The sequence below is a fragment of the Prauserella oleivorans genome (genome assembly GCF_042685745.1).
In the GTDB taxonomy this organism is placed as follows: domain Bacteria; phylum Actinomycetota; class Actinomycetes; order Mycobacteriales; family Pseudonocardiaceae; genus Prauserella_A; species Prauserella_A oleivorans.
The window spans coordinates 1,035,883-1,056,880 of record NZ_JBHUNT010000001.1 but is presented as its reverse complement, the minus strand read 5'-3'; the positions used below and the strand labels follow the sequence as shown (position 1 = coordinate 1,056,880).

At 70.4% G+C, this 20,998-nt stretch carries 24 protein-coding genes and 1 riboswitch; of the genes, 17 read left to right on the top strand and 7 right to left on the bottom strand.

Translation table 11 applies throughout. From position 1 onward, the window contains the following. The 5 genes from phoU to pstB all read left to right on the top strand — a co-directional run bounded on the left by phoU (position 1) and on the right by pstB (position 5,030). Positions 1-663, top strand: a complete 663-nt coding sequence (gene phoU, locus ACFSZT_RS05265) for a phosphate signaling complex protein PhoU (protein ID WP_377393927.1) — start codon at positions 1-3, stop codon at positions 661-663. A gap of 246 nt (positions 664-909) precedes the next feature. Next, positions 910-2,016 carry a phosphate ABC transporter substrate-binding protein PstS gene (pstS, locus tag ACFSZT_RS05260; RefSeq protein WP_377393925.1) on the top strand — a complete coding sequence of 369 codons (1,107 nt, stop codon included), beginning with the start codon at positions 910-912 and terminating at the stop codon, positions 2,014-2,016. Positions 2,017-2,183: 167 nt separating this feature from the next. Continuing rightward, positions 2,184-3,128 carry a phosphate ABC transporter permease subunit PstC gene (gene pstC, locus ACFSZT_RS05255; protein ID WP_377393923.1) on the top strand — a complete coding sequence of 315 codons (945 nt, stop codon included), beginning with the start codon at positions 2,184-2,186 and terminating at the stop codon, positions 3,126-3,128. Then, positions 3,128-4,216 carry a phosphate ABC transporter permease PstA gene (gene pstA / locus ACFSZT_RS05250; RefSeq protein ID WP_377393921.1) on the top strand — a complete coding sequence of 363 codons (1,089 nt, stop codon included), beginning with the start codon at positions 3,128-3,130 and terminating at the stop codon, positions 4,214-4,216. Before pstC ends, pstA begins: the two co-directional genes overlap by 1 nt. Before the next feature lie 34 nt (positions 4,217-4,250). Then, positions 4,251-5,030: a phosphate ABC transporter ATP-binding protein PstB gene (gene pstB, locus ACFSZT_RS05245; RefSeq protein ID WP_377393919.1), complete on the top strand. Its 780-nt coding sequence runs from the start codon at positions 4,251-4,253 to the stop codon at positions 5,028-5,030. Positions 5,031-5,060: 30 nt separating this feature from the next. On the opposite strand, the gene ACFSZT_RS05240 is transcribed toward pstB, so the two are convergent. The 5 genes from ACFSZT_RS05240 to ACFSZT_RS05220 all read right to left on the bottom strand — a co-directional run bounded on the left by ACFSZT_RS05240 (position 5,061) and on the right by ACFSZT_RS05220 (position 9,869). After that, a complete protein-coding gene (locus ACFSZT_RS05240; protein ID WP_377393917.1) occupies positions 5,061-5,876 on the bottom strand; it encodes an ABC transporter ATP-binding protein in 816 nt (271 codons plus the stop codon). Continuing rightward, positions 5,873-6,904, bottom strand: a complete 1,032-nt coding sequence (locus tag ACFSZT_RS05235; protein WP_377393915.1) for a FecCD family ABC transporter permease — start codon at positions 6,902-6,904, stop codon at positions 5,873-5,875. Before ACFSZT_RS05235 ends, ACFSZT_RS05240 begins: the two co-directional genes overlap by 4 nt. Beyond that, positions 6,901-7,929 (bottom strand): ABC transporter substrate-binding protein, encoded by a 1,029-nt coding sequence (locus tag ACFSZT_RS05230; RefSeq protein ID WP_377393913.1) that lies wholly within the window; start codon positions 7,927-7,929, stop codon positions 6,901-6,903. The genes ACFSZT_RS05235 and ACFSZT_RS05230 overlap by 4 nt, the downstream gene beginning before the upstream one ends. A gap of 58 nt (positions 7,930-7,987) precedes the next feature. Further along, a riboswitch (cobalamin riboswitch) is annotated at positions 7,988-8,171 on the bottom strand. Continuing rightward, complete coding sequence (mshD, locus tag ACFSZT_RS05225; protein ID WP_377393911.1) at positions 8,169-9,089, bottom strand: mycothiol synthase; 921 nt, start codon at positions 9,087-9,089, stop codon at positions 8,169-8,171. (Overlaps the previous riboswitch by 3 nt.) Positions 9,090-9,116: 27 nt before the next feature. Further along, entirely contained in the window at positions 9,117-9,869 is a 753-nt protein-coding gene (locus tag ACFSZT_RS05220; protein ID WP_377393909.1) for a response regulator transcription factor, read from the bottom strand. Between the two features lie 182 nt (positions 9,870-10,051). On the opposite strand from ACFSZT_RS05220, the gene ACFSZT_RS05215 reads away from it, so the two are divergent. The 6 genes from ACFSZT_RS05215 to ACFSZT_RS05190 all read left to right on the top strand — a co-directional run bounded on the left by ACFSZT_RS05215 (position 10,052) and on the right by ACFSZT_RS05190 (position 14,146). Further along, the gene (locus ACFSZT_RS05215; protein ID WP_377393907.1) at positions 10,052-10,990 is read left to right on the top strand and encodes an LmeA family phospholipid-binding protein; all 939 of its coding nucleotides are present in this window, start codon (positions 10,052-10,054) and stop codon (positions 10,988-10,990) included. 10 nt (positions 10,991-11,000) lie between these two features. Further along, the gene (locus tag ACFSZT_RS05210; protein ID WP_377393905.1) at positions 11,001-11,510 is read left to right on the top strand and encodes a TlpA family protein disulfide reductase; all 510 of its coding nucleotides are present in this window, start codon (positions 11,001-11,003) and stop codon (positions 11,508-11,510) included. Between the two features lie 141 nt (positions 11,511-11,651). Next, a complete protein-coding gene (locus ACFSZT_RS05205; RefSeq protein WP_377393903.1) occupies positions 11,652-12,086 on the top strand; it encodes a DUF4395 domain-containing protein in 435 nt (144 codons plus the stop codon). A gap of 54 nt (positions 12,087-12,140) precedes the next feature. Then, on the top strand, positions 12,141-12,977 hold the full coding sequence (locus tag ACFSZT_RS05200) for a sulfurtransferase (RefSeq protein WP_377393901.1): 837 nt from the start codon (positions 12,141-12,143) through the stop codon (positions 12,975-12,977). Then, a complete protein-coding gene (locus ACFSZT_RS05195; protein WP_377393899.1) occupies positions 12,977-13,282 on the top strand; it encodes a DUF1416 domain-containing protein in 306 nt (101 codons plus the stop codon). The genes ACFSZT_RS05200 and ACFSZT_RS05195 overlap by 1 nt, the downstream gene beginning before the upstream one ends. Positions 13,283-13,528: 246 nt before the next feature. After that, on the top strand, positions 13,529-14,146 hold the full coding sequence (locus ACFSZT_RS05190; protein ID WP_377393897.1) for an FABP family protein: 618 nt from the start codon (positions 13,529-13,531) through the stop codon (positions 14,144-14,146). A 10-nt stretch (positions 14,147-14,156) separates the two neighbouring features. On the opposite strand, the gene ACFSZT_RS05185 is transcribed toward ACFSZT_RS05190, so the two are convergent. Then, the gene (locus ACFSZT_RS05185; RefSeq protein WP_377393895.1) at positions 14,157-15,005 is read right to left on the bottom strand and encodes an aminodeoxychorismate lyase; all 849 of its coding nucleotides are present in this window, start codon (positions 15,003-15,005) and stop codon (positions 14,157-14,159) included. A 31-nt stretch (positions 15,006-15,036) separates the two neighbouring features. Between ACFSZT_RS05185 and ygfZ the strand changes: the two genes are divergently transcribed. From ygfZ to ACFSZT_RS05170, 3 genes are read left to right on the top strand one after another with little or no spacing between them, the layout of a single operon-like run. After that, positions 15,037-16,170 carry a CAF17-like 4Fe-4S cluster assembly/insertion protein YgfZ gene (gene ygfZ / locus ACFSZT_RS05180; RefSeq protein ID WP_377393893.1) on the top strand — a complete coding sequence of 378 codons (1,134 nt, stop codon included), beginning with the start codon at positions 15,037-15,039 and terminating at the stop codon, positions 16,168-16,170. Positions 16,171-16,221: 51 nt separating this feature from the next. Beyond that, positions 16,222-16,791: an RsiG family protein gene (locus ACFSZT_RS05175; protein ID WP_377393891.1), complete on the top strand. Its 570-nt coding sequence runs from the start codon at positions 16,222-16,224 to the stop codon at positions 16,789-16,791. Next, on the top strand, positions 16,788-17,792 hold the full coding sequence (locus ACFSZT_RS05170) for an asparaginase (protein WP_377393889.1): 1,005 nt from the start codon (positions 16,788-16,790) through the stop codon (positions 17,790-17,792). Before ACFSZT_RS05175 ends, ACFSZT_RS05170 begins: the two co-directional genes overlap by 4 nt. Here the strand turns inward: ACFSZT_RS05170 and ACFSZT_RS05165 are convergent. Next, positions 17,785-18,693: a hypothetical protein gene (locus ACFSZT_RS05165; RefSeq protein WP_377393887.1), complete on the bottom strand. Its 909-nt coding sequence runs from the start codon at positions 18,691-18,693 to the stop codon at positions 17,785-17,787. The genes ACFSZT_RS05170 and ACFSZT_RS05165 overlap by 8 nt on opposite strands. A gap of 208 nt (positions 18,694-18,901) precedes the next feature. On the opposite strand from ACFSZT_RS05165, the gene ACFSZT_RS05160 reads away from it, so the two are divergent. From ACFSZT_RS05160 to ACFSZT_RS05150, 3 genes are all read left to right on the top strand, one after another. Continuing rightward, positions 18,902-19,087, top strand: coding sequence for a DUF3073 domain-containing protein (locus ACFSZT_RS05160; protein WP_377393885.1), 186 nt, complete (start codon positions 18,902-18,904; stop codon positions 19,085-19,087). A 130-nt stretch (positions 19,088-19,217) separates the two neighbouring features. Beyond that, complete coding sequence (locus ACFSZT_RS05155; RefSeq protein WP_377393883.1) at positions 19,218-20,078, top strand: 3-hydroxybutyryl-CoA dehydrogenase; 861 nt, start codon at positions 19,218-19,220, stop codon at positions 20,076-20,078. A gap of 38 nt (positions 20,079-20,116) precedes the next feature. Then, the gene (locus ACFSZT_RS05150) at positions 20,117-20,998 is read left to right on the top strand and encodes a Gfo/Idh/MocA family protein (RefSeq protein ID WP_377393964.1); all 882 of its coding nucleotides are present in this window, start codon (positions 20,117-20,119) and stop codon (positions 20,996-20,998) included.

Sequence of the window (20,998 nt, the reverse complement as noted above, 5' to 3'; positions counted from 1 at the left end):
ATGCGGGAGGCTTACAACGTTGAACTCGACAACCTGAGAGACCAGCTGGCCGACATGGCGGCACTGGTCGGTGAGGCCATGGAGCTGGCCACCCGATCGCTGCTGGAGAAGGACCTCAAGCTGGCCGAACAGGTCATCAGCGACGACGTCAAGGTGGACGACGCCCGCGCCGCATGCGAGGAGAAGGCCTACGCCCTGCTCGCGTTGCAGGCGCCGGTGGCCACCGACCTGCGGATCGTCGTCGCCGCGCTGCACGCCGCGGAGAGCATCGAGCGCATGGGCGACCTCGCGCTGCACGTCGCGAAGGCCGCGCGGCGCAGGCACCCGAACGCCGTGCTTCCCGAGGAGGTCCGGCCGGCGTTCGCGCGGATGGGCGAGGTCGACGTCCGGCTGGCCCACAAGCTCGAGGAGGTCGTCCGGTCCCGTGACATCGAGGCGGCCAAGAGCCTCGAGGCCGACGACGACGAGGTGGACGACATCCACCGCAACCTGTTCTCCGTGATCATGAGCAAGGACTGGGCGCACGGCGTTTCGGCCGCGGTGGACATCACGCTCCTGGGCCGCTTCTACGAGCGATATGCCGACCACGCGGTCTCCGTTGCGCGCCGGGTCATGTTCGTCATCACGGGGCGTATGCCAAATCACAGCAGCAGCGACATCTGACCTGGGCCGGCTAACCCGGTCGGATCACCGGATGTACACGTTCCGTATGACCTGGCTCACCCAATATGACAACAGACGGTCACTGACAAGTGATGTCGCTGTTATGTCACGCGAGCGCCACGCCGCGTTCACGCGCCGTTCACTTGTGCTGTGCAGCGGTGTCATGTGCCGCCCATACCGTCCGTCACCGTGAGCATCCCCGAGCGGCGGCGGTTGCCGTCCGCGGACATTCGGAAGAGGTCAACTGTGAAGCGTACCCCCCTGGGCCGCGTTATCGCCCTCCCAGCGGCAGCCGCGCTCACCTTCGGTTTGGTGGCCTGCGGCTCGGCCAACGAGGAGGGTGGCAACAACCAGTCCGGTGGCGGCTCCGGTCTTTCCGGGACCATCTCCGGCGCGGGCGCGAGCTCGCAGGAAGCGGCGCAGCAGGCGTGGCAGGCCGGGTTCATCGGCCAGAACCCGGACGTGACCGTCAACTACGACCCGATCGGCTCCGGCGGCGGGCGTGAGCAGTTCATCAACGGTGGCTCCGACTTCGGTGGCACCGACGCCTACCTGGACGACGAGGAGCTGGCCGCGGCCAAGAAGCGCTGCGGCGAGGTCGTCGAGGTGCCCACCTATGTCTCCCCGATCGCCGTGATCTTCAAGCTGGACGGCGTCAACGAGCTCAACCTCAAGCCGGCCACGATCGCCAAGATCTTCAACCAGCAGATCACCAAGTGGAACGACCCGGCGATCGCCGCCGACAACCCGGGCGTGCAGCTGCCGGACACCCAGATCACCCCGGTCAACCGGTCCGACGAGTCGGGCACCACGGAGAACTTCGTCGAGTACCTCAAGGCCACGGCGCCGCAGGACTGGCCGCACGAGGTCAGCGGCAACTGGCCGGTGCAGGGCGGCGAGGCCGCGCAGGGCACCTCGGGTGTCGTGCAGGCGGTGTCCAACGGCAATGGCACCATCGGTTACGCCGACGCCAGCCAGGCCGGCGAGCTGAGCACGGTCAAGGTGGGTGTCGGCGACAAGTTCGTCGAGTACTCGCCGCAGGCGGCCGCCGCGGTGCTGGACGTGTCGAAGCGCAAGGAGGGCCGCGGCCAGTACAGCTTCGCCTACGACCTGGCCCGGGACACCACCGCCGAGGGCACCTACCCGATCGTCCTGGTCTCGTACGGCATCGCGTGCGCCCAGTACCAGGACCAGAACAAGGCGAACCTGGTGAAGGAGTACTTCAACTACATCATCAGCGCCGAGGGGCAGAAGGCCTCCGCGGACGCCGCGGGCTCCGCTCCGATCTCTGACAAGCTGCGTCAGCAGATCAAGCCCGCCGTCGACGCCATCTCGGCTTCCTCGGCCGGCTGAGTCCGCTGCTGCATCGGTTTCTACAGTCCGGGTGGCCGCCCCACAGGGTGGCCACCCGGACACACGCGTGTGAGAGGAACGTTCGGATGACCTCGCGGGATCCGTGGCGGACCGCGAGCGCACGGCGTCACCTGCGCGCACAATCGCAAGGACAGAAGGGATAGACCGTGGCTTCCACGACCGAGAGGCCGCCCGCGAACAAAGTGCCGCTGCGACCGGGTGACCGCATCTTCTCGGGCATCTCCACCGGCTCGGGTGTGCTCATCCTCGTCGTACTCGCGGGTGTGGCCGCCTTCCTGCTCGCGGAGGCCTGGCCGTCGCTCACCGCTCCCGCTGAGCAGATCCCCGGCGGCAAGGGCCTCGTGCTCTACATCTGGCCGTTGCTCTTCGGAACCCTGCTTTCGGCGCTCTTCGCCCTGGTCATCGCGGCACCGCTGGCGGTGGCCATCGCGCTGTTCGTGACCTACTACGCGCCCCGCAGCATCGCGAAGGTGCTCGGCTACCTCATCGACCTGCTCGCCGCGGTGCCGAGCATCATCTTCGGCCTCTGGGGCTTCACGCAGCTGGCGCCGCTCACCGTGGATCCGACGACCTGGCTGTCGGAGAACCTCGGGTTCATCCCGTTCTTCGCGGGCCCGCCGTCGGCGACCGGCCGGACGATGCTCGTCGCCATCATCGTGCTCGCCGTGATGATCCTGCCGATCATCACGGCCGTCGTGCGGGAGGCGTTCATGCAGACGCCGCGCCTGCACGAGGAGGCGGCGCTCGCGCTGGGCGCCACCCGCTGGGAGATGATCCGGACGGCCGCGTTGCCGTTCGGCCGGTCCAGCATCATCGGCGCGTCGATGCTCGGCCTCGGCCGCGCGCTCGGCGAGACGATGGCCGTGGCCATCGTGCTGTCGGTGTCCGGCGGGGTCACGTTCAACCTGATCGGCAGCGGTAACCCGTCCACGATCGCGGCGAACATCGCCCTGCAGTTCCCCGAGTCCACCGGCATCGCCGTGAACACGCTCATCGCCTCCGGCCTGGTGCTGTTCGCCATCACGCTGATCGTGAACATGTCGGCCCGCGCGGTGATCAACCGGCGCAAAGAATTCTCCGGAGCCAACTGATGCCGACGCCTACGACATCCCAGAAGCAGGACCCGGACCTCTACACCCCGCTGGGCGGTGTCCCGCTGACGGCGGGGCAGCTGCCGAGGCGGGCCGCTCCGCTGACCCTGCTGGTCGTGGTGGCGGCGGCGGTGGCGGCATGGCTGCTCGGCGGCTTCAACGTCGTGGCGGCGGCCGTGCTGGCGGCCGTGGTCTACACGGCGGTGATCTACGCGTGGTCGCGCGCGGTCGAGGGGCCGCGCAAGGCCACCGACCGGTTCGTCACGGCCCTGGTGACGTGTGCGTTCCTGCTGGCCCTGCTGCCGCTGATCTCGGTGATCGTCACGGTGCTGTCGAAGGGTCTCGCCCGCTTCGACGCCGAGTTCTTCACCTACTCGATGCGCGGCATCGTCGGCGAGGGCGGCGGCGCCTACCACGCCATCATGGGCACTCTGATCATCACCGGCCTGGCCACGCTGATCTCGGTGCCCGTCGGCATGCTGACCGCGATCTATCTGGTCGAGTACGGGCGCGGCAAGCTGGCCAAGGCGATCACGTTCTTCGTCGACGTGATGACCGGTATCCCGTCGATCGTGGCCGGTCTGTTCGCGTACGCGTTGTTCGCGATGATCTTCGGCCCGGGCGTGCGCATGGGCATCATGGGCGCGATCGCGCTGAGTGTGCTGATGATCCCCGTGGTGGTGCGCTCGACAGAGGAAATGCTCAAGCTCGTGCCGAACGAGCTGCGGGAGGCGTCCTACGCGCTGGCCGTGCCGAAGTGGCGGACGATCGTCAAGGTCGTGCTGCCCACCGCGCTCGCCGGCATCGCCACGGGTGTCACGCTGGCGATCGCCCGGGTCATCGGTGAGACGGCCCCGCTGCTGATCACGGTGGGTATCACGTCCAGCGACAACTTCGATCCGTTCGACGGTCGCATGGCGACGCTGTCGGTATTCTCGTACTACGAGTACGTGAGCCCCGGATTCCCGCCAGGTCCCTCCCTGGATCGGGCCTGGGCGGCGGCGTTGGTGCTCATCATCATCGTGATGGTGCTCAACCTCATCGCCCGGCTGATCTCCCGACTGTTCGCACCCAAGGCCCGCGGCTGAGCGGCCCGCCGGCCAGGAAGACTAGGAAGGCACTGTGGCAAAGCGCATCGAGGTCAAGGATCTCGACATCTACTACGACAAGTTCCTCGCCGTGCAGGGCGTGTCGATGACCATCCAGCCACGGTCGGTCACCGCGCTGATCGGACCCTCGGGGTGCGGCAAGTCGACGTTCCTGCGCACGCTCAACCGGATGCACGAGCTCGTGCCGGGCGCGCGGGTGGAAGGCTCGATCGTCATGGACGACGACGACCTGTACGGCCCGGGCGTCGACCCGGTGAACGTGCGGCGGCAGATCGGCATGGTGTTCCAGCGGCCCAACCCGTTCCCGACGATGTCGATCTACGACAACGTCGCCGCCGGGCTGAAGCTGAACAACCGGCGGATGAAGAAGTCCGAGATGGACGACCTGGTGGAGGGGTCGCTGCGGGCGGCCAACCTCTGGGAGGAGGTCAAGGACCGGCTCGCCAAGCCCGGCTCCGGCCTCTCCGGCGGTCAGCAGCAGCGGCTGTGCATCGCGCGGGCCATCGCCGTCCAGCCCGACGTGCTGCTGATGGACGAGCCGTGCTCGGCGCTCGACCCGATCTCCACGCAGGCCATCGAGGACCTGATGCTGGAGCTCAAGGCCAACTACACGATCGTCATCGTCACGCACAACATGCAGCAGGCGGCCCGCGTCAGCGACGTGACCGGCTTCTTCAACCTGCAGGGCGTGGGCAAGCCCGGTGAGCTCGTGGAGATCGACGAGACCACCAAGATCTTCTCCACCCCGAGCAAGAAGGCCACGGAGGACTACATCTCCGGCCGCTTCGGCTGATTCGGGACGTCTTCAGGACGTTCAGGACGTTCAGGACGTCGCCCTCCGGCGGGGTCGGCAGCGTCGCCGCTCCGGCCGGACCGGTCCTCGCACGAACCGGACGTGCGGATATCCCTCCGGCTGCCGGGTCACCTCCGCAGCCACGCCGTACACGCGGGCGATGAGCTCCTCGGTGAGCACCTCACCCGGCGGTCCGGCGGCCACCACGCTGCCCGTGTCGAGCACCACGATCCGGTCGCAGTACATCGCCGCCAGATTCAGGTCGTGCAACGCCACCACGGTCGTCACCGGCAGGCCCGCGAGCAGGTCCAGCAGCTCGAACTGATGCTGGATGTCGAGGTGGTTGGTCGGCTCGTCCAGCAGCAGCTCGCGCGGCCGCTGCGCGAGCGCCCTGGCGATCTGGGCGCGTTGCCGTTCACCACCGGAGAGCGTCTGCCACCGCCGGTGCGCCTTGCCGGCCAGCCCGGTGTGCTCGAGCGCCGCCCACACGGCCGCCTCGTCCTCCGCCGACGCCGGCGACCAGGCCCGGCGATGCGGGATCCGGCCCAGCCGCACCACGTCGAGCACGGTGAGCGGCACCTGCGTGTCGGCCTGCTGCTCGACCACCGCCACCCGGCGGGCGAGCGTGCGACGGCCGACGTCGTCCAGCGGTTCGCCGTCGAGCGTCACCACCCCGGACGTCGGCGCGAGCACTCCGGCGAGCACCCGCAGCAACGTCGACTTCCCGGAGCCGTTCGGCCCGAGCACGCCGACGGTGGCGCCGGGCTCCGGGGCGATGGTCACGCCGTCGAGCACCAGCCGACCACCGAGGGTGCGGGTGACCCGGTGCGCCATGAGACCGCTCATCGCGCGCCTCGCGAGCGGTAGAGGATCAGCACGAACGCGGGCACGCCGATCAGCGCGGTCACCACGCCGACCGGCACCTCCTGCGGCTCCAGCACCGTCCGCGCCACGGTGTCGACCCAGACGAGCAGCACCGCACCCGCCAGCGCGCTTACCGGCAGTAGCGTCGCGTGGTTCGGCCCGACCAGGGCACGGGCGGCGTGCGGCAGGACCAGCCCGACGAATCCGACCGCCCCCACCGAGCTGACCAGCACCGCGGTGAGCAGCGCGGTCACGCACAGCAGCACCAGCCGCGTCCGCGCGACCGGCACTCCGAGCGTCGCGGCGGCGTCCTCCCCGAACGCGAACGCGTCCAGCGAGCGGGCGTACCCACCACACACCAGCAGCGTCGCCACCAGCACCGACGCGCACGTGACCATCTCCGGCCAGCCCGCGTTGCTCAGCGAGCCCAGCAGCCAGAACAGCACGCCGCGCGTGGTCTCGGCATCGGCCGACGTGAGCACGATGAACGACGTCAGCGCCGAGAACAGCTGCATCACGGCCACCCCGGAGAGCACGACCCGGTCGGTGGTGCCTCCGAGGGTGTGGCTCAGTGCGAGGACCAGCGCGAACGACCCGACGGCGCCGAGGAAGGCCCCGGCCGACAGCGACAGCACGCCGCCACCGGCTCCGAGCACCACCACGAGCACGGCCCCCGTCGAGGCGCCGGAGGACACCCCGAGCACGAACGGGTCGGCCAGCGGGTTGCGCAGCAGCGACTGCATGATCGCGCCGCACACGGCCAGCCCGGCACCACACACCGCCGCGAGCAACGTCCTGGGCAACCGCAGGTTCCACACGATGCCGTCCCGGAGCACCGACAGGGCCGACTCGCCCACCCCGAGCCGCGCGGCCACGGCGGACCACACGTCACCGACCCGGATGTCCGCGGGACCGATCGTGATGGCCACGGCGACCGACGCCACCAGCACCGCGGCTCCGCCGAGCAGCAGGACCGGCGACGCGACGCGCGAGGCCTGCCGGACGCTCACCTGGCGAGCCCGAACTCGCGCAGCTTGCTCGCCAGCTCCTCCACGCCATCGACCGTGCGGATCGTCGGGTTCATCGCCTGCCCGCTCAGCAGGACGTAGCGTTTGTGCCGGACGGCGTCCAGGTCGCGCGTCACCGGGTGCGACTCGAGGAACTCGATCTTGGCGGCCGCCGATTCGGCGGTCTGCGACCTGCGGGTAAGGTCACCGATCACCAGCACGTCGGGATCCCGCTCGGCGACGGTCTCCCAGCTGATCTGCGGCCACTCGTCGTGCGTGTCGTCGAAGACGTTCCTCGCACCGACGGCCTCCGTCATGATGCCGGGCGCGCCGCAGCACCCCGCCAGATACGGCGAGTCGGAGTTGGCGAACCAGTACAGCAGCGTCACCCCGGACGCGTCGAGCCCGGCCGTGGCCCGGTGGAGCCGCCCGCGCAGGTCGGAGACCAGCCGCTCGCCGCGTTCCTCCACGCCGAACAGCCTCGCCAGCTCACGGATCTCGCGGTAGATCGTCTCCATCGTCAGCGGCGTACCGCGGCGGCCGTCGCCTCCTCCGCTGTTGTCCTTCACGCAGTCGGCCGGGGAGAGGTAGCTCGGCACCCCGAACTCGGCGAACCGCTCGCGCGTGGCGACGCCGCCCACCCCGAGCGTCGAGGCGAAGGACGCCGTGACGAAGTCGGGCTCGGCTTCGAGCACGGCCTCAAACGACGGCATGTTGTCGGCCAGCCTCGGCACGCGCGCGTTGGCCTCGGCGAGGTCGGGGCGGACCGGATCGGTCCAGGTGGCCGTGCCCGCGAGCCGGTCGCCGAGGCCGAGCGCGAGCAGGATCTCGGTGCTGCCCTGGTTCAGCGACACGACGCGCCGCGGCGGCGCCTCGACGCGGGTGGGCAAGCCGCAGTTGGCGACCGTGCGGGGGTAGCCCGGCGCCGCCTGCCGAGCCGTGGGGCCGGCGGCGGCTCCGCACCCGGCGAGCGGGAGCAGCACGGCGAGAAGGGCGGCGATCAAGGACGTGGTGCGGTGCAGCGGCACGGACGTTCCTCTGCGTCGGCGGGCCCAAACGCGGAGCCCGAAGCGGACAGCGACTTCCGGCACAAGACCGGTGCCAGCAGGTCTTCGGACTCGGGATCGTCCGGACGGGACGCCTTCCCAGACCGAGTCCAGTGGCGTGCTGTCCCGCCCGTCCCCCTCACCGCTGCGCGTCAGTTCCGGATTCGCACCGGATTTCCTGACTCACGACGTGCGTGAGTACGACTGGCGGCGCGACGCTATCACGCCGCGGCGTCACCGGTGGCGTACTGCACGTCGACCTCGTGCCGCTCGAAACCGAGCCTGCGGTAGACGGCGACGGCGGGCGCGTTGTCGCCCTCGACGTAGAGGATCACCTGGCGCAGGCCACGCTCGCGCAGGTAGCGCAGGCCGGCCAGGGTCAGGGCCCGGCCGAGGCCGCCGCCCTGGGCGGCCGGGTCCACGCCGACCACGTACACCTCGCCCACCGGCTCACCGCCGAACCGCTCCGGGTTGGGCGGGTGGACCTTGGTCCAGTGGAAGCCGACGACCCGGCCCTCGGCGTTCTCGGCGAGGAAGAAGCCGTCGGCGTCGAACCAGCTCTGCGATTCGGCCTCGGTGAGCTGCTCGACGGTGAACGTGCCCTGCTCGGGGTGCCAGTCGAAGGCACGCCTGTTGACGTCGATGACGGCCTGCTCGTCCTTGCCCGGAACGAACGTCCGCAGCGAGACGCCCCTTGGTGGGGTGGGCTCCGGCCAGTCTGCGCCCTCGGAGTCGACCCGCATCACCAGCAGTTCCCTGGCCCTCGCGAGCCCGAACCGCTCGGCCAGCCGGGCGGCCGCCGGGTGGTCGCCGTGCGCCCATACCCGCAGGTTGGCGGGCACCTCCGCGAGCAGCGCCTCGACGAGGCGGGCACCGTACCCCCGGCGCCGGTGGTCCGGATGCACGATCAGTTCGGCGACCTGCCTGCCGAAGGCGTCACCGCCCGGGTCGAGGTGGACCACGCCGACGAGCTCGCCGGCGACCGCGCCCAGCAGGTAGCGCCCGCCGCGGAACTCGCCGGGCAGTTCGCCTCCCGGTTCGATCTCGGGCCGGCCGTCGGTCTTCCTCGCCGCAGACAACAACGCGCGCACCGCTCGGGTGCGCGCGTCGTCGAGGTCGTCCACCCACGCCAGTTCCAGCATGGGTTCAGGCTAATCGCCCGGCCGGGGTCAGCGGTTGGAGTACTCCGTGACCTCCACGGACTCGGGCACGGCCGGGGTGCCGCCCTTGACCGGTCCGGTGCTCTTCGCCGGGCGCTCGAACTTGTAGCCGACGTTGCGCACGGTGCCGATCATCTGCTCGTGCTCGGGGCCGAGCTTCGCGCGCAGCCGCCGCACGTGCACGTCGACGGTCCGGGTGCCACCGAAGAAGTCGTAGCCCCAGACCTCCTGCAGCAGCTGGGCGCGGGTGAACACCCGGCCCGCGTGCTGCGCGAGGTACTTGAGCAGCTCGAACTCCTTGTAGGTGAGCTCGAGCGTGCGCCGCTTCAGCCGCGCCGTGTAGGTCGCCTCGTCGATCACGAGGTCGCCCACCCGCAGCTCGGCGTCCACCTGGGTGGTGGCGCCGTCCTTGGTGGTCGCCAGCCGCAGCCGGGCGTCCACCTCGGCCGGGCCAGCCGTGGGGAGCAGGATGTCGTCGGTGCGCCATTCCGCGCTGACCGCCACGAGGCCGCCTTCGCCGACGACCGCGATGACCGGGGTCGTCGCGTCCTCGTCGCCGGCGCCCTTCAGCAACCGGCTCAGGCTCTTGGCCGACGCCAGGTCCGTGCGTGCGTCGAGCAGAATGACGTCACGGTGGCCGGCGTCGAGCAGCGCGGTGACCTCGGGCGCCCGCACGCGTACGGTGTGCGGGAGCAGGTCGAGAGCGGGTAGTACCGAGGTGGCATCGGATTCCGGAGTGAGTACCAGCAAGTCCAGGCTCATCGCCACCGCCTCACGTGTTTTCGATCGCCTCGAGTCGGACTCGGGCAGGTCGTCAGTGAGAATAACCCGCGGTGGTGTGACATGTCTGCTGTCGTGAAACGGGCATCACACCCTTTCGCACACAGTTGTGCACCCGCCGGAACCATGACGTAACAGATCGGAAGCGGATTGTGAGCAATGCTGTGACCCAGCAAGCCCGGTCACCTCGACGGCGCTCCGGACGCCGGGCCCGCAGGCTCATCACGGTGTTGATCGTGCTGGCCGGCCTCCTCGTCGGTGCGGACTTCGCGGCGGCGGCGTTCGCCGAGCACACCGTTTCCCAGAAGGCGCGCGAGCAACTGGGGCTGCGCGACGATCCGGCGGTCACGATCCATGGCTTCCCGTTCGCCACCCAGGCCATCTCGGGCGAGTACGACCACATCAGCGTGTCCGCCCAAGGTGTGCAGGTGCAGGACATCCTGTCGGACGTCGCCGTCCGCGCCGAGCTGCGCGACGTCACGGCACCGCTGTCCGACCTCACGGCGGGCAACGTCGAGAACATCAACATCGGCGACCTCGAAGGCCAGGTCACGCTGAAGGCGAGCGACATCAACCAGGTCAAGCCGCTGCACAACATCAAGGACCTGCAGATCGAGCCGTCGTCGGAGTCCTACGTCCGCAACGGCGAGGGCTCGGGCAACGACACCGGCGGCTCCGGTGACTCCGACGGCTCCGGCGGCTCGGGCGACTCGGGAGGGTCCGGCGACTCCGGGGATTCCGGCGAGTCGGGTGAGTCCGGCGAGTCCGGTGAGTCCGACGACAGCACCGCGGGAGTCCGGCTGTCGGGCAAGGTGCAGATCGCGGGCGAGGAGGTGGAGATCTTCGCCTTCGCGATGATCCAGCTGGACGGCACGACCATCAAGATCACCCCGCACCGGCTGCAGTTCGGGAATGACCAGGAGACGACGGTCGTTCCCCAGGCTGTGCAGCAACAGCTGTTGCCGAACTTCGAGGCGGACATCAACGCGGGCGACCTGCCCTTCACGGTCACCCCCACGGCGGTCACGGTGGCGCCCGGCTCGATCACACTGAAGGGCGAGGCGAAGAACGTCACCTTCGCCGGTGCCGACTCCGCTCAGTAGGGGACGTGTGGTGACAGGTCTGGTCGTGCTGCTGGTCACGCTGGTGGCCGGGCTGGTCGTCGGGGTGGCGATGCGCCGCCGCGACGGCCGCATACGCCTGACCGGAACGGCAGACACGGCTACCGGAACGGCAGACACGGCTACGCGAACGGCAGACACGGCTACCGGAACGGCGGACACTCTGCCCGCGGCCGTCGCCGAGGTTCTGGACGGCGACGCCGTGACACTGGTCCAGATCTCCACCACGTTCTGCGCGCCGTGCCGGCAGACGCGGGCACTGCTCTCGCACCTCGCCGAGCGCACCGAGGGCCTGCGGCACGTCGACCTCGACGTCACCGACCGGCCACACGTCGCCCACGACCTCGGCGTGCTGCGCACCCCGACGACCATCGCCTACGCGCCGCAGGGGCGGGAGCTGCTGCGGGTCGGCGGCGTCCCGAAGAGCGCCGAGCTGCTCGCGGCGCTCGAACCGCACCTCGTCCCACAGACTGAACGCGGTTCCCGCGATCAGGGAGCCTAGGTAGGCTGATCACCGTGGACAGGCTGCCCAACCACCTCCTGACGCAGCGGCGCGCGGTCGATCTGTGCCGCGTGCGCAGCAGCCTGTGTTCGTCGGCTCCGCAAGTTCCGGCCCGACGTAGCCACGACGCCAGGAGGTGACATGCCCGCAGGACCCGCAGTCGATCCACGCGGACCGCGCTTCGCCGCGGCCGTGACGACGGTCGTCCTCGCCGTAGTCCTGCTCACCGGCTGGTGGCCGCTGCTCGCGGCACAGACGGTGGTGTTCGGCATCGGCGCGTTCATCGGCCTGAAGCCCGCGCCCTACTCGGTGCTGTACCGGGTGCTCCTGGCGCCGAGGCTCGGGCCCACCGACGAGCGGGAGGACGCGGCTCCGCTGCGGTTCGCCCAGGCGGTCGGGTTCGTGTTCGCGCTCGTCGGCACGGTCGGGTATGCCAGTGGTGTGACCACGCTCGGCATCGTCGCCACGGCATTCGCGCTGTTCGCCGCGTTCCTCAACGCCGCGTTCAACTTCTGCCTCGGCTGCGAGATGTACCTGCTGTTCAAGCGCCTCTCGCCGCGGGCCGAGCAAGCCTGATCGCAAGAGTACGTATCCCTGTCACCAGTTGAAGAAGAAAGTGAGTGCCGGTCAATGAGCCGTGAAGACGTCCTGGTCACTACCCAGTGGGCAGAGGAGAACCTGGACACGCCGGGTGTCGTGTTCGTCGAGGTCGACGAGGACACGACGGCCTACGACGGCGGCCACATCCGCGGCGCCGTCAAGATCGACTGGAAGAACGAGCTGCAGGACCCGGTCCGCCGGGACTTCGTCGACAAGGCAGGCTTCGAGAAGCTGCTCTCGGAGAAGGGCGTCTCCAACGACGACCTGGTGATCCTCTACGGCGGCAACAACAACTGGTTCGCCGCGTACGCCTACTGGTACTTCAAGCTCTACGGCCACGACAAGGTCAAGCTGCTCGACGGCGGCCGCAAGAAGTGGGAGCTCGACGGCCGCGAGCTCACCACCGAGGTCCCGCAGCGTGAGCGCACCAGCTACCAGGCCAAGGAGCAGGACCTCTCGCTGCGCGCGTTCCGCGACGAGGTAGTCGAGGCCATCAACACCAAGAACCTCGTGGATGTCCGCTCGCCCGACGAGTACTCCGGCAAGCTGCTCGCCCCTGCGCACCTGCCGCAGGAGACCGCGCAGCGCGCCGGCCACATCCCCAGCGCCGTGAACGTCCCCTGGTCCAAGGCGGCCAACGAGGACGGCACGTTCAAGTCCGCCGAGGAGCTCGAGCAGCTGTACAAGGAAGCGGGCCTGGACACCTCCAAGCCCACCATCGCCTACTGCCGCATCGGTGAGCGGTCGAGCCACACGTGGTTCGCGCTGCACGAGCTCATCGGGCTGCAGGACGTGAAGAACTACGACGGCTCGTGGACCGAGTACGGCTCGCTGGTCGGCGTTCCGGTCGAGACGGGAGGCAACTGATGACGGACGGATGCGGCGCTCCCGTGCAGACGGCGGTCGCGGCCGACGAGGACACGGGCGGCCAGACCGTGGTCGCCGGCAAGGTGACCGGCAACGACGGTCCGATCGGCGGTGCCTACGTGCGGCTGCTCAACTCCGACGGCGAGTTCTGCGGCGAGGTGCAGGCGTCGCCGGAGGGTGACTTCCGGTTCTACGCGGCGCCGGGCTCCTGGACCGTGCGTGCCCTGCACCGCACCGGCAACGGCCAGGCCTCCGTCGAGGCCGGCGGCCCCGGTGTCCACCAGGTCACCATCGCCGTCGGCTGACGCGTTCTCCGCACATCGGCCCCCGAGGGTTCCGGCTCTCGGGGGCCGTGTCGTGTCCGCCGGGCCAGGTCCTGGTGACCGTGCTCACGGGCGGGTACCTGCGCCTCGGCGGCGCACCAGGCGGAGGGTTATCCTTCGGCCCGTGGAGATTCTGTTTACGACGCTGCTCGTGCTGGCCATCGTCGCTGTGACCTGGTTCGGCGGCTACGTCGTCTACCGGCTGTACTCCGACCAGCGCTGAGTCCGATGTCGGCAAGCGGCGACGAAGCCATCCGGGCCGCGGCGGAGCGCGCGGAGACGACGGCCAAGCGCAACATCCCGCAGCTGGAGGATCTGCCGATCCCCGGCGATACGGCGAACCTGCGCGAGGGCCCGAACCTCAATGACGCATGCCTGGCGCTCCTGCCGCTCGTGGGCGTGTGGCGCGGCGAGGGCGAGATCAACTACCCGACGATGGACGAACCCGTCCGGTTCGCCCAGCAGTTGACGATCTCGCACGACGGCCGCCCGTTCCTCTACCACGAGGCCAGGGCGTGGCTGCTCGACAAGGACGGCAACGTGATCCGGCCCGCCGCCCGGGAGACCGGCTGGTGGCGGCCCCAGGAGGACGACACCATCGAGCTGCTGCTCACACACTCCTCCGGCATTCTCGAACTCTTCTACGGCAAGCCGCGCAACCAGTCGTCCTGGCAGCTGGGGACCGACGCGGTGGTGCGCTCGGCCACGGCCAAGGAGGTCACCGCGGCGCAGCGGCTCTACGGGATCGTCGCGAACGGCGACCTCGGTTACGTCGAGGAACGCGCGATGGTCGGCCAGCCGATGACCCCGCACGCGTCGGCGTTGCTGCACCGGGTCGTCGGCTGACCGGCCGGCCTCACTCGTACTGCGACTCGTAGATCTCCGCGAGCTCGGCGTGCACCTTCGTCGAGTCGGGCAGCCGCTCCCCGTCGAGGGTGTGCACGCGGGTCAGCTTGCGCACCGACGACGCCAGCATCAGCGCGTCGCCCGTGCCGAGTTCGTCGACCTTGAGTGTGGTCACCTCGGTGTCCCAGCCGGCCCGCTCGGCCGCCCGGAAGACGTCGCCCTGCGTGGTGCCGGGCAGGATCCCCAGCGACGGCGGCGGCGTGTACAGAGTGCGCCCGCGGGCGACGACGACGTTCGACGTCGGACCCTCCAGCACCGTCCCGTCGGGGGTGGTGAAGATGACGTCGGAGGCGCCGCGCCGGGCAGCCTCGCGCAGCGCCGCCATGTTGACGGCGTAGGAGAGCGACTTCGCCCCCAGCAGCAGCCAGGGCGCGCGCTGGGCGAGGTCGGCGTCGAAGCCGCGGTCGAGCGTCACGACGGCGACACCGTCGCGCCGGGCGGCCTTGATCTTGTCGTCGATCTCCATGCCGAGCGCGAAGCTGGTGGGCGTCGCGGCCGGGTGGCCCTCGATCCCCCGCGTGTAGACGAGCTTGAGCGCCATCTCCTCCCCGCGCGGCCAGTTGTCGATCACGAGCTGGACCGTGCGCTCCCACGCCTCGCGGTCGGGTGCGGGCAGGTCGAGCATGGCGGCCGAGCGGGCCAGCCGGTCGAGGTGCGGACCGAGCTCCCGAGGGACCCCGTTCGTGACGAGGACGGTCTCGAAGATGCCGTCGCCGCGGAGCAGCCCGAGGTCGTCGACGCGGATGTGGGCCTGGTCGGGATCGGCGAGGGTGCCGTCGAGGAAAGCGAGCACGCGCATGCGCCCACCGTACTCACCTACGATCGATGGCATGGCCTACCAGTCACCGCTGCTGTCCGCGCCCGGTGCCGTCGGTGCCCCCGACGGTCATCCCGAAAGCGGCGTGCCCTGGCATTGGGGCGACCCGTTCGCCGAGCAACGCACCGCCGTCCGCGGGGTCGCGGTGGTGGACCGCTCGCACCGCCAGGTGATCACCGTCGCGGGCGAGGAACGGCTGTCGTGGCTACACCTCGTGCTCTCCCAGCACGTCTCGGAGCTGCCGGAGAACACGGGAACCGAGGCGCTCGTGCTCGACCCGAACGGCCACATCGACGCGCACATGGTGCTCGGCTACACCGGCGGCGTCGTCCACCTGGACACCGACCCCGGGGCGCAGGCCACCAGCGCGATGCCGAAGGGCGGCAAGCAAACCCTCCTCGGCTACCTCGAGGCGATGAAGTTCTGGTCCAAGGTGGACATCCGCGACGCGACCGACGACCTCGCCGTGCTGACCGTGCTCGGACCGGAGCTGGGCACGGTCCTTGACGGGGTGCTGGGCATCGAGCTCGGCACCGAGCCCTACGCGGTCACCGCGCTGCCGGGCGGCGGGCTCGCGCGCCGGATGCCCTGGCCGGGCAGACACGCCGTGGACCTGCTCGTGCCGCGCGCGGATCTGCCCGACGTCTGGAAGCGGCTCACCGACGCCGGGGCACGCCCGGCCGGCTCCTGGGCGTTCGACGCGCTGCGGGTGGAGTCGCTGCGGCCGCGCGTCGGCGTCGACACCGACGACCGGGCGATCCCGCACGAGGTCGGCTGGATCGGCTCGGCGGCCCACGTGGCGAAGGGGTGCTACCGGGGTCAGGAGACCGTCGCCAAGGTGTTCAACGTCGGCAGGCCACCCCGGCACATGGTGTTGCTGCACCTCGACGGCTCGCCCGAGGTGTACCCGGAGACGGGCGACCCGGTGCGGCTCGGCGAGCGCACCGTCGGCCGTGTCGGCACGGTCGCCCAGCACCACGAACTCGGTCCCATCGCGCTGGCGCTCGTCAAGCGGTCGACGCCCACCGACGCGGAGTTGACGGCGGGCAGCGGGGACGAGGCCGTGCAGGCCGCCATCGACCCGGATTCCGTGCCCGCGGAAGGTGTGGCGCCGGGCCGCGAGGCGGTACAGCGGCTTCGGGGGTGAGATGATCGAATCCCCTGGCGTGCTTGACCGACGTAGAGCAGGATGACCCCCGTGATCGAAGTCCGGCCCGGCGGGCGACGTCGTATCGACCGTGTTCTCGCCGCCGACTATGCCCGTGACCTGGACGGCCTGCCGCTGACGACGCTGCGCGAGCGGCGGGACGAAGCCGCGCAGGAGGAGACGGACCTGTCCTACCTGCGCAGGCTGTTGCACGCGCGCATCGACATCGTCAAGGCCGAACAGCAACGCCGTACCTCCGAGGGAGCGGGCAGCGTCGTCGACCAGCTCGCGACGATCCTCGCCGACAACGCCCTCGGCCCCGCGACCGGCTCCGGCAGGCATCAGTCGCTGGAGCCGACACGGGCGGGCGAGTACCGCAGGCGGGCCGAGGCGCTCGTCGGCGACGCGAACCTGTCCGACGTCTCGGCGCTGAGCGACGAGCGGCTCGCCGAGACTCTGGAGACGTTCCGGGAGCAGGAGGCGTCGGTGTCGCAGCGCCGCCGTGAGGTGCAGGCCGTGGTCGACGCGTTCAACGCCGAGATCGCCCGCCGGTACGCGCAGGGCACGGCCTCGGTGGACGAACTGCTGGCCACCGAGCGGGCGCGGGACGAGGACACGTGAGCCGGGAGCACACCGCGCCGCTGGTCGAGGTCGTGCGCTCGGGGTTCGTCGAGAGCGTGCACCACGGCAGCCTCGTGGTCACCCGGCCGGACGGCTCGGTCCGGACCACGCTCGGCGACCCGGACCTGCCCGGCTACCCGCGTTCGGCGAACAAGCCGCTGCAGGCCGTCGGGATGTTGCGGGCCGGACTGGAGGTGGACGACGAGGACCTCGCGCTGGTGTGCGCGTCGCACAACGGCGAGCCGGGCCACGTGGACCGTGTGCTGGCGATGCTCGCCCGCGCCGGCCTCACCGAGACGGACCTGCACTGCCCGCCCGACCACCCGCTGCACGAGCCGAGTCGCGTCGAGGCGATCCGCCACGGGGCCGGACCGCGCCGGGTGGCGATGAACTGCTCCGGCAAGCACGCCGGGATGCTCACCACGTGCGTGAACGCGGGCTGGGCCACCGGGCACTACACCGATCCCAAGCACGAGTTGCAGCAGGCGATCGCCGCGGCGGTGGTGGAGCTGACGGGCGAGCCGATCGCGGCGACGGGTGTGGACGGCTGCGGCGCCCCGTTGTTCGCGTTCTCGCTGACGGGGCTGGCGCGCGCGTTCGGACGGATCGTCACGGCCCGGGACTCCGCCGACCCCGCCCGGAGGGTCGCCGACGCCATGCGGGCGCGGCCGTGGCTGGTCGCCGGGACCGGACGCGACGACACCCTGCTGATGCTCGCCGTGCCCGGACTGCTCATCAAGGGCGGAGCCGAAGGCGTCCACGCGTTCGCGTTGCCCGACGGCACGGCGGTGGCGTTCAAGATCGCCGACGGGGCGGCCCGGGCGCGGGGACCGGTGCTGGCCGCCGCACTCCGCGCGCTCGGAGCCTGGCCGGCCAACCCCGCCGCCGCCTCGGTGGTGGACGGGTTCGGCCGGGGCGCGGGCCTGGTGCGCGGTGGCGGCCGCGAGGTGGGCGAGCTGCGCGTGACCGAGGAGTGCGCGGCGGCGTTGGCGGTCAGTTGAAACGTTCGCGCGCGGCCAGCTCGCCCCAGTAGTCACGCAGCGTCTGGAACAGCTCGGCGATGTCCTCCACGGCTCCGCTGCGCAGGGCCTCCAGAATCCCGTGCACCTCTTCGGCCGAGGTGTCCGATTCCAGCGTAGGGTCGTCGATGAGCTGGACGAGCCCGCCGTAGTCGAGCTCGACGGCCGAGGCCGGGTGGAAGTTGGCGAGCCACCGGCTCGTCTCGTTCAGGATCTCGGTGGGCCCGGCTTCGTCGCCGAGGGCGTTCCGCGACAGCTCCTCGGCCTCGGCCACTCGGCGCAGCGCGTCGGTCATCGCCGTGCGCCAGGACAGCTCCCGCTCGGGATCGTCCTGGCCGGTGCCCAGCACGAGCTTGCGTTCGCCCGGGTCGATGAGGGAGAACCACGGCAGCGGCACGGTCCAGGTGGTGGACAGGACGTGCATGGACGTGCCGTACAGGTCGCGCAGCGCGGCATTGGCCCGCGCCCGCACCGTCTCCGCGGAGACACCGACGGCGTCGAGCACCGCCGCCCGCAGCGCCGGGTGCGCCTCGCCAAGGAAGCCGACCAGCGCGGCCGCCGACCGCGGCCGCAGCTCCAGCGGGCAGACGAGCGGTCCGGGACCCACCTCGGCGCTGCCCGCGGTCGGCACCTCGTCCGGGTCCAGCACGAGCACGTCGGCGCGGGAACTCGGCACGGCGGTACCGCCGGCCGTCTCGGCGGGCAGCAACCGCGGCGGCGTCGATGCTTGTGACTTCAACCACAGGAACAGTTCGCGCTCGCCCGCGGTGGCCCGCGTCAGCTGAGCTGCCTCCACCGCCTTGACCAGCTGTCCGTCAGGGGTATCCCCGAACGCCGACAGCGGTTCATAGACCCGCAGATAGGCAACGAAGGGACGGAGCACTCAGGAATCCTGGCACGTCCGCCGCCTCCCGCAAGCAGCGGCTGGTCCGTTCGGGCGGGGCAGGCCATACTGTCACCGTTCGCACACCGCGCCACGTCGCATCGGACCCCGGTGACACGGTACGGTGTGTTGAGGAAATAGTTGTCGAGACGACGCGGGGCCGCCGATTTCCCCCGGCCGCCCCGCCCCTGTGCAAGGGGGTCGAGCCATGGGGCGCGGCCGAGCTAAGGCCAAGCAGACGAAAGTGGCCCGGGAGCTCAAGTACAGCGTTCCCACCACGGACTTCGATGCTCTGCAGCGTGAGCTGTCGGGCAACTCCTCGGACCAGAATCACGAGGACGAGGAGCGGTACGAAGACCCGTATGACGACGGGTACGACGACTACCGTCGATGAAGCAGGCGTGACGCGAGGGTGGGCACCGGTCTTCCGGTGACCGCCCTCGCGTTCCGCGTGCTCACCTGATTTCACTCCGTGTGCCGCGCCGGTGCGGTACGCGGCCCGCGGGCGGACGTGAGGAGCGAGCGTGCCTGAAATCCAGCGGATCGGTGTTGTCGGTGCGGGCCTGATGGGATCAGGGATCGCGGAGGTCCACGCGCGAGCGGGACTGGACGTGGTGGTCACCGAGGTCAGCGAGCCGGCGCTGGAGTCGGGCAAGGCGCGCATCGAGAAGTCCCTGCAGCGCGGGGTACGCAACGGCAAGCTCTCCGAGGCCGATGCCGACGCCGCACTCGGCAGGCTCACGTTCACCACCGACATCGGCGCGTTCGCCGACCGGGACCTCGTCGTGGAGGCCATCCTCGAACAGGAGCAGGCCAAGGTCGAGGTGTTCCGGTCCCTGGACAAGGTCGTGGAGAGTCCGGACGCCATCCTCGCGTCCAACACCTCCTCCATCCCGATCATGAAGCTGGGCATGGCCACCGAACGCCCCCAGCAGGTGGTCGGTATCCATTTCTTCAACCCGGTGCCCGTGCTGCCGCTGGTCGAGCTGGTGCCGTCGCTGCGGACCGGCGAGGAGACCGTCCGGCGCGCGGACGCCCACGTGTCCGGTGCGCTGGGCAAGACCGTGATCCGGTCGCAGGACCGTGCGGGCTTCATCGTCAACGCCCTGCTGGTGCCGTACCTGCTGTCGGCGATCCGGATGTACGAGGCAGGCTTCGCCTCCGCCGAGGACATCGACCAGGGCATGGAGAAGGGCACGGCGCACCCGATGGGTCCGCTGCGCCTATCCGACATGATCGGCCTCGACACCATCAAGGCCATCGCCGATTCCATGTACGAGGAGTTCAAGGAGCCCACCTACGCCGCCCCGCCGCTGCTGCTGCGGATGGTCGACGCGGGCCTGCTCGGCAAGAAGACGGGCAAGGGCTTCTACAGCTACGAGTGAGCCCGGCGCTCCCGGCACCTAGGCTGCCAGGCGTGGACATGCAGTTGCGCGTCGGCCTTGTCGGCGCAGGCCCGTGGGCGCGGACCGTGCACGCCCCGGGGCTCACCGACCATCCCGGCACGACGCTCGCCGGCGTGTGGACGCGCAGACCGGAGATCGCCACGGCGGTGGCCGACGAGCACGGTGCCCAGGCGTTTCCGTCGTTCGAGGAGCTGCTCGACCACGTCGATGCCGTCGCGTTCGCCGTTCCACCGACCGTGCAGGCCGACTACGCCGTGCAGGCCGCGAAGGCGGGCAAGCACCTGATCCTGGAGAAGCCGCTCGCCGGGACCGTGGCCGCCGCCGAGCGGATCGCCGACGCCGTGGACGAGTCCGGCGTCGTCGCCGTCATGATGCTGACACTGCGCTACGCCTACCAGACCCGGGAGTGGCTCGCCGGAATCGGAGACGTCGGCGGCTGGTCGGGCGGCAGCGCGCGCTGGCTGTCCGGGGCGCTGCTCGGCCGGCAGTACGGCGGCTCGCCGTGGCGGCATGCCGAGGGCGTCCTTGCCGATGTCGGTCCGCACGTGGTGGATCTGCTCGACGCCGCGCTCGGCGAGATCACCGGCGTGCTGGCCGCGCACCGGACCGGCGCCGACCTGTGGCACCTCATGTTCGAGCACACCGGCGAGGCGACGAGCACGGCGAGCTTGTCGGTGCGGCTGCCGATCCGGCCCACGGCGGTGGAGTTCACGGTGTACGGCGAGCAGGGGATCCGGACGCTCGGCCGCAAGCCGGGTTCGGCGGGCGAGTCGTACACGGCGTTGCTCGACGACTTCGCCGCCATGATCGCCAGCGGCACCCGGGAGCACGACTGCGACGTGCACCGGGGTGTCCACATCCAGCGGGTGCTCGCCGAGTGCCTGCGGGTCGCGTCGTGA